This is a genomic window from Ancylomarina sp., from assembly GCF_041555295.1.
Lineage (GTDB): Bacteria > Bacteroidota > Bacteroidia > Bacteroidales > Marinifilaceae > Ancylomarina.
This window is the reverse complement of the sequence record NZ_JBFFKR010000180.1, coordinates 1-7,206: the sequence shown is the minus strand read 5'-3', so window position 1 is coordinate 7,206 and position 7,206 is coordinate 1. Positions and strand designations below refer to the sequence as shown.

Genomic DNA, 7,206 nt, shown 5'->3' with positions numbered 1-7,206 from the left:
GTTATTATTTTCTTTCGATAGTTTGTGATCGGTTAGGACCTACAGAAACTACAGTAATAGCTATACCAGTTGCTTTTTCAATGAAATCAACATAGGCTTTAAATGCCTCAGGGAATTCATTTTCGTTTGACATAGAAGTCATATCTGTTTTCCATCCTTTAAACTCTGTGTAAACAGGTTTGATATCTGCTGTCATTTCGTAGGGTACATAGTCGATTTCCTTACCATCAAGTTTGTATCCAGTACAAATCTTAATTGTGTCAAAATCATCTAATACATCCGATTTCATCATGGTTAATTGAGTCACACCATTAATCATGATCGAATATTTTAAAGAAACCATATCTAACCAACCACAACGTCTTTCACGACCAGTAGTAGATCCAAACTCGTTTCCTTTAACTCTCAATTCTGTTCCGACTTCATCGAATAGTTCAGTTGGGAATGGCCCCATTCCAACACGAGTACAGTAAGCTTTGAAGATTCCGATAACTTCACCAATTTTGTTAGGAGCAATACCTAAACCTGTACAAGCACCAGCACAAACTGTATTTGATGAAGTTACAAATGGGTATGAACCAAAATCAATATCAAGTAGAGTCCCTTGAGCACCTTCAGCAAGAATTGATTTGCCGTTTTTAAGGCTATCATTTAAGAATTGCTCGCTGTCGATTAGTTGGAATTCTTGAAGAAGTTTGATGCCTTCGAACCACTCTGCTTCATACTCTGACAAATCGTATTCAAAAGAAAAGTATTTATCTAGCATTTCGCCATGCTTCTCAACTAAAGCTTTATACTTTTCATCGAAATTCGTAAGAATATCACCAACTCTTAAACCATTACGACCCGTTTTATCCATATAAGTTGGACCAATACCTTTAAGAGTAGATCCAATCTTTGATTTTCCTTTTGCAGCTTCAGAAGCAGCATCTAGAATTCGGTGTGAAGGTAAAATTAAGTGAGCTTTCTTTGAGATGAAAAGATTCTTACTCAAATCAATACCAATTGCTTTGATACCTTCGATCTCTTTTTTAAAAATTACAGGATCAATTACAACACCATTACCAATAACGTTTAATTTATCGTCACGAAAAATTCCCGATGGAATTGTATGTAAAACGTGTTTGATCTTATTAAACTCAAGTGTGTGACCTGCATTTGGTCCACCTTGGAATCGAGTTATAATATCATACTTTGGAGTAAGTACATCTACAATTTTGCCTTTTCCTTCGTCTCCCCACTGGAGGCCTAAAAGTACATCAACTTTCATAGGGTAATAATTTGATCTGATTTATCGAATGGAACTAAGAATTCAGGCATAATGTTGGCCATAAATTGCATCATTCATCGACAAATAATTTGAATAAAACGGTTGATTATAACCCAGTAAATACATGCCAATTGAGGAAGGTATTAGCTGAGAATTTTTGTTTGATGTTAACAGCTAATTGTTAACGGTCAAAGGTAATAAATATTTTAGATAAGAGAGTGACTTGTTGAAAAATCACAGGGGAGAATAAAAAAAGCCCTTATTTATAAGGGCTTTAAAATATATCGGTTGTTGATATCTTAGTTTTCTTTTTTTCTACACTCTTGGCATGTGCCATAAATGTAAAGAGAATGATGAGAAACAAGAAAGTCCATGTCATCAGAAACGTTATTTCTAACATCTTCTAAGCGAGTATCACAAAACTCAAGAACTTTACCACATTTAGTACAAATTAAGTGATCGTGCTTGTTGCTATCGTAAGCTTTCTCGAATTGAGCAATGTTTTTTCCAAACTGATGCTTAATTACAAGTTTGCAATCTAAAAGTAGATCGATGGTATTGTAAAGAGTTGCTCTACTTACACGATAATTCTTATTCTTCATAAAAATGTAAAGAGACTCAATGTCAAAGTGACCTTCACGCGAATATATTTCGTCAAGTATGGCATATCTTTCAGGTGTTTTTCTGTGTCCCTTCTTTTGAAGGTAATCAGTAAACATCTTTTTTACAATTTCTTTTGTGTCTTCGCTAATCATACTTTTAAAGGTATTACTATCTAATCTAATTTTAAATAACGGGACTAAAATAGTCTTTTTTTTTGATTACTTCCAAGAGTGGAAGCAAAATAAATCGATTAACTGTATTCTTCTATGTTCTCAATTCGTCTTACATTGTCAAGACCTTTAATTTTGATGAGTTTTTTCATCAGGTTGTTTAAGTCTTCTGTATTATGAACATAGAGGTGTATTAGTCCCTCAAAAACGCCATCGTGACTTTCAAAATGTACCGATCTCATGTTAACATGATGATCTTTTGAGATGATGGAAGTGATATCGTTAACGATTCCGATTTTATCGATGCCATTTAGCTCGATAATGGCCAAAAATGACATTAAACGATGACTTGTCCAGTTTGCTTCAAGAATTCTATCGCCTTGGCTTGACATCAATTTAAGGGCATTGGGACATTTCCTTTTGTGAATAGTGACATTATTTGCCATATCAACATAGCCGACTACATCATCTCCTGGTATAGGTTTGCAACAAGTCGCAATCTTATATTTTTCCTCAGTCATGGTCTCTTCCAAAAGAAATGGTTTCTTTTTATCAATCTCAGGCTTGCTTTCTAATTTATCTGGAATGTTTTTCTTTTCATCGCTACCAAACAATTGCAGTTTCCAGTATTTGATGAATTTATTCTTAGATTTTTTCTTAACAATACCTTCAATCTCCTCAAGATTTAGTTTCGACGATCCGAAGTTTAAGAAGAGTTCATCTTTGTTTGTGAACTGATAGTGTTCCATCAGTTTTTTTGTTGCTTTTGAATTTAAGACTAGGCCAATGCTTTGGAGATGTTCTTCTAATATTTTATTTCCTGTACGAATTAATCGCTTTCGATCATCTTTAAATTCAGCTTTAATTTTCGATTTGGCTTTAGCTGTTACGACATATTCTAGCCATTCTGGCTTAGGTTTTTGTTTATCAGATGTTAAGATTTCTACCTGATCGCCACTGCGAAGAATGGAATTAAGAGAAACAAGTTTATGATTGACCTTAGCACCAATACATTGATTTCCAATGTCAGTATGGATCTCGTAAGCGAAATCTAGAGCACTCGAATGCTTAGGTAAAGTCTTTATTAGACCTTTGGGAGTGAATACTTGAATTTCCTGAGAGAATAAATTCAAACGGAACTCATCAAGAAAAGCCAGAGCATCGGATTCCGGATTTTCTAAAATCTCTCGAACATCTTTAAGCCATTTGTCTATTTCCGACTCACTGTCTGTATTGTATCTTGAGTGAGCAATAAAACCACGCTCAGCAATTTCATTCATTCTATTTGAACAAATCTGTATTTCAATCCATTTACCCAATGGTCCCATAGCTGTCATGTGCAGAGCCTCATAACCATTTGCTTTAGGTGTACTCATCCAGTCGCGAATACGTTCGGGTTTAGGTTTGTAAATATCTGTAATCAAAGAATAAATATTCCAGCACTGATTCTTTTCAGGAACATCTACTTGAGGTTTAAAAATAACTCTTATTGCAGGTAGATCGTAGATATCTTCTATCTTAATCTTATGGTTTTCAATCTTATTCCAGATTGAGAAAATAGAACGAGGACGATTTATAACCGTGCAAATGATATTGTTGTCATTTAATCGTTCCTTAATCGGTTGAATTATTTGATCTAGAACCAACTTTTGCTCAACCTCTTTATTCTTAATTTTTTCGGCAATATTCTTATAATCCTCCGGATGTTCATACATCAAACTTAAATCCTCAAGCTCAGATTTGATCTTGTAAAGACCCAGACGGTGGGCTAGGGGAGCAAAGAGGAATAAGGTTTCGCCAGCAATTTTCATTTGCTTACGAAGTGGCATGGAACTTAGCGTTCGCATATTATGCAAGCGATCTGCAATTTTAAGGATGATTACTCGAATGTCGTCAGAAAGTGTTAACAACATTTTTCTGAAGTTCTCAGCTTGCATAGATGTTTGCTGATTGAAAGCACCAGATATTTTTGTGAGTCCATCAACGATAGATGCTACTTTGTCGCCAAAATGATGCGCAATATCTTCGACAGTATAATCTGTATCTTCAACAACATCATGTAATAAAGCAGCGACAATAGATTTTGTACCAAGACCAATCTCTTTAGCTGCGATTTCAGCAACTTCAATCGGGTGTATAATATATGGTTCACCTGATTTACGACGCACGCCTCTATGTGCGTCCCATGCAAAATAAAAAGCCTTTTCTATCATCGCTTTAGTTTCAGGCGTATTGCTTCTTTTACAACTTACCAAAAGCTTCTGATAGCTTGCCAATATTAATTCTTTATCCTGTTGGGTTTCAACCGTCATATGTTACTCATTTATATTAATCGTAATACAAATCGTGAAAATCATAAATTGATTTGTAATAGAAACTGATGTTTAAAAAAGAATCTGTTTCGATCTGTTTGTTTTAAGCGATCTATAAAATTAGTTAAAACTACTGATTTACCTGCTTGTTTAGCCAATTTATTTAGACCCATTATTTTTAATTTTGAGGAAAATACCTAAATAAACTGCTCTATTGTGAGAAGGTAGAATTTACCAGACACAAAAAGGAGCAACCAGCCTTAGCTAATTGCTCACAATTTTATCTGTTTTTTTTAAATTTCTTTTTCTCCAACGATAACTTCATAAAGGTCGTCTTCTTTGAAATAGGTATTTGCTAATTCCATTATTTTCTGAGATGATGTGCCTTTTATTTCTTGAAGAAACTTCTCGTAATAAGAGTTGTCAAATCCGAAAGGAAGATTCCCTCTTAAGCTTTCAGATAATGCAAAGGGACTATCAAAACTTCGCAGCATTTCGCCTGAAAAAAAGTTTTTCACAAGATCAAGTTCTTCTTCAGGAACTAATTTGTCTCTCAAACGTTTAATTTCCTTGTATATTTCAGAAATTGCTGCTTGGCAAACATCTTTTCCAACTTCAGTGACAATAGCAAAATGACCTGATTTTAGGTGAGATAGTAAAATTGAGTTGATACCATAAGTATAACCTTTGTCTTCACGAATGTTTTGCATCAATCGAGAACCAAAGTAGCCTCCTAGTACAAGGTTGAGAAGCATAATTCCAGCGAAATCGGGATGTGTTTTATTAAAAAGAAGACGTCCAATTCGAATTGATGATTGTACGGCATCTTTTTTAAGAACAAACACTTTCTTTTCATCAGAACTTAGGAGCTCATGCTTGACTTCAATATTCGACGATTTTGTGTTCCAAGCAGAAACACCGAAACGATCTTCGATCTTAGTGAGTATTGACGTATCCATTTTACCAGAAACGATTATTCTGCAATTATCAGATGTATATCGATCTTTATAGTATGTTTTAATATCGTCTAACTGGACTTCATCGAAAACACTTGCTTCGAAGATATTAGCATATGGATGCTTATCGCCATAAATAAGGCTATTGAATTTTTCCTTAGCTAAGGCGTTCGTTTTCTCTCTATTTACAAGATAACTTTGTTTTTTATTGCTGAGTATGGTTTTGAATTCCTTCTTTGGAAAAGTAGGGCGTTTAATAATCTCCTCCAGTAAATCCAGCGTTTCATCTAGGTATTTATTTAGAGTATATAGACACACGCTAGCGTCATGCTGACTGTTATTATAAGCAATATATGCTCCATAAAAATCAAACTTCTCTGCAAGCTCAGCGGCGGAATATTTCTTAGTTCCCTCGTTGAGCATAGAATTACAAGTGCCTGCTATTAGAGGTGAGTTCTGATGCCATAATCCTGCATTAAATATCATCTCAATTTTAAGGACATCCTGACTTCCACCAGAAATAATATGGACAGGAATCTCATTACTCAAAACTTCTTGTTTTGATTTTGGGATATCTACATGCTCAATTGTTTTAAATTGAGGAGGTAGGTTGCGATTCAATTTCTCCATTATTGTTTTTTTGCGTGGTAATAAAGTGTGGAACAATTCTCTTTAATCAGAATTTTCTGAGCCATTTTTTGTAGGTCATCTGTGGTAACCTTATTATATTTTTCGACTTCAAGATTGATATCTTCTGCTTGTCCGGTGATTTCATGTTGGGCAATATTCATAGCCTTATTCAGGAAACTAATCTCAGAGAAAACCAGTGATGATTCAATTTTGTTTTTCACTTTTTGTAGTTCATATTCGTCAGCTTCGGATGCAGATACTTCATCGAGAACTTCCCAAATGGCCTTTTCTGCATCTTCCATGCTAACACCTTCAGTTAGTTTACCACTGATGACAAACAAACCCGGTTCAAAATCCCCAGTTAGATAAGCATCTATTGTTGAGAAAAGGTTCTTTTCTTTAACGAGTGTTTGAAATATGCGGGATGATTGCCCGTTTGACAAAATGTCTGAAAGTAAGTCGACTTTGTAATAATCTTGATCGGTACGGCTCCCCATATGAAAAGCCATATAGATAGCATCATAAGGAACATCTCTTTCGAGGTGAAGAGAGCGGAATTCTGTCTGTTTTGGTTCTATAGGTAAATTGCGAGTCGCAATTTTTCTTCGTTCAATTGGTCCAAACCACTTTTCAGCAAGACGTTTAACTTCATCAGTCTCAATATTACCCGCAACAACTAGTACTGCATTATTAGGCGCATAATGATGAAAGAAAAAATCTTTTACATCTTGCAATTGGGCATTCTCAATATGCTCTATACATTTCCCAATTGTAGACCATTGGTATGGATGTTTCTTGTATGCTAAGGGACGAAGGTGTAACCAAACATCTCCATAAGGTTGGTTGAAGTAGTGTTGTTTAAACTCTTCAATAACAACTGCCTTTTGAACGTCTAAACTTTTTTGAGTAAATGCTAAACTTAGCATTCGGTCTGATTCAAGCCAGAAACCTGTTTCTAGGTTCTCTTTAGGAACAGTTAGGTAATAATTTGTTACATCATTACTGGTCCAAGCATTATTATCACCTCCAACTTGCTGAAGAGGTTCATCATAATTTGGAATGTTTATTGATCCACCAAACATGAGATGCTCGAAAAGATGAGCGAAGCCCGTTTGTTCTGGATCTTCATCCTTGGCACCAATATTATATAGGATATTAACAGCAGCTAAAGGTGTTGAAGTGTCTTTGTGCACAATTACCTTAAGTCCATTGTCAAGAGTAAATTTATCGAATTCAATCATTTTTATATTTTAAATTCAGAAGGC

Annotated in this window: 5 protein-coding genes; all 5 read right to left on the bottom strand. The window is 34.9% G+C overall.

The features are described 5' to 3' along the window. Nucleotides 1–4: 4 nt before the first annotated feature. The 5 genes from ABY905_RS12050 to ABY905_RS12030 all read right to left on the bottom strand — a co-directional run bounded on the left by ABY905_RS12050 (nucleotide 5) and on the right by ABY905_RS12030 (nucleotide 7,182). A complete protein-coding gene (locus ABY905_RS12050) occupies nucleotides 5–1,270 on the bottom strand; it encodes an adenylosuccinate synthase (protein WP_372644209.1) in 1,266 nt (421 codons plus the stop codon). 299 nt (nucleotides 1,271–1,569) lie between these two features. Further along, on the bottom strand, nucleotides 1,570–2,025 hold the full coding sequence (locus ABY905_RS12045) for a Fur family transcriptional regulator (protein WP_372644206.1): 456 nt from the start codon (nucleotides 2,023–2,025) through the stop codon (nucleotides 1,570–1,572). Nucleotides 2,026–2,123: 98 nt separating this feature from the next. Continuing rightward, nucleotides 2,124–4,355 carry a bifunctional (p)ppGpp synthetase/guanosine-3',5'-bis(diphosphate) 3'-pyrophosphohydrolase gene (locus tag ABY905_RS12040; protein WP_372644204.1) on the bottom strand — a complete coding sequence of 744 codons (2,232 nt, stop codon included), beginning with the start codon at nucleotides 4,353–4,355 and terminating at the stop codon, nucleotides 2,124–2,126. 293 nt (nucleotides 4,356–4,648) lie between these two features. Continuing rightward, nucleotides 4,649–5,941, bottom strand: coding sequence for a M16 family metallopeptidase (locus ABY905_RS12035; protein WP_372644201.1), 1,293 nt, complete (start codon nucleotides 5,939–5,941; stop codon nucleotides 4,649–4,651). Continuing rightward, nucleotides 5,941–7,182, bottom strand: coding sequence for a M16 family metallopeptidase (locus tag ABY905_RS12030; protein ID WP_372644199.1), 1,242 nt, complete (start codon nucleotides 7,180–7,182; stop codon nucleotides 5,941–5,943). Before ABY905_RS12030 ends, ABY905_RS12035 begins: the two co-directional genes overlap by 1 nt. Nucleotides 7,183–7,206: the final 24 nt, after the last annotated feature.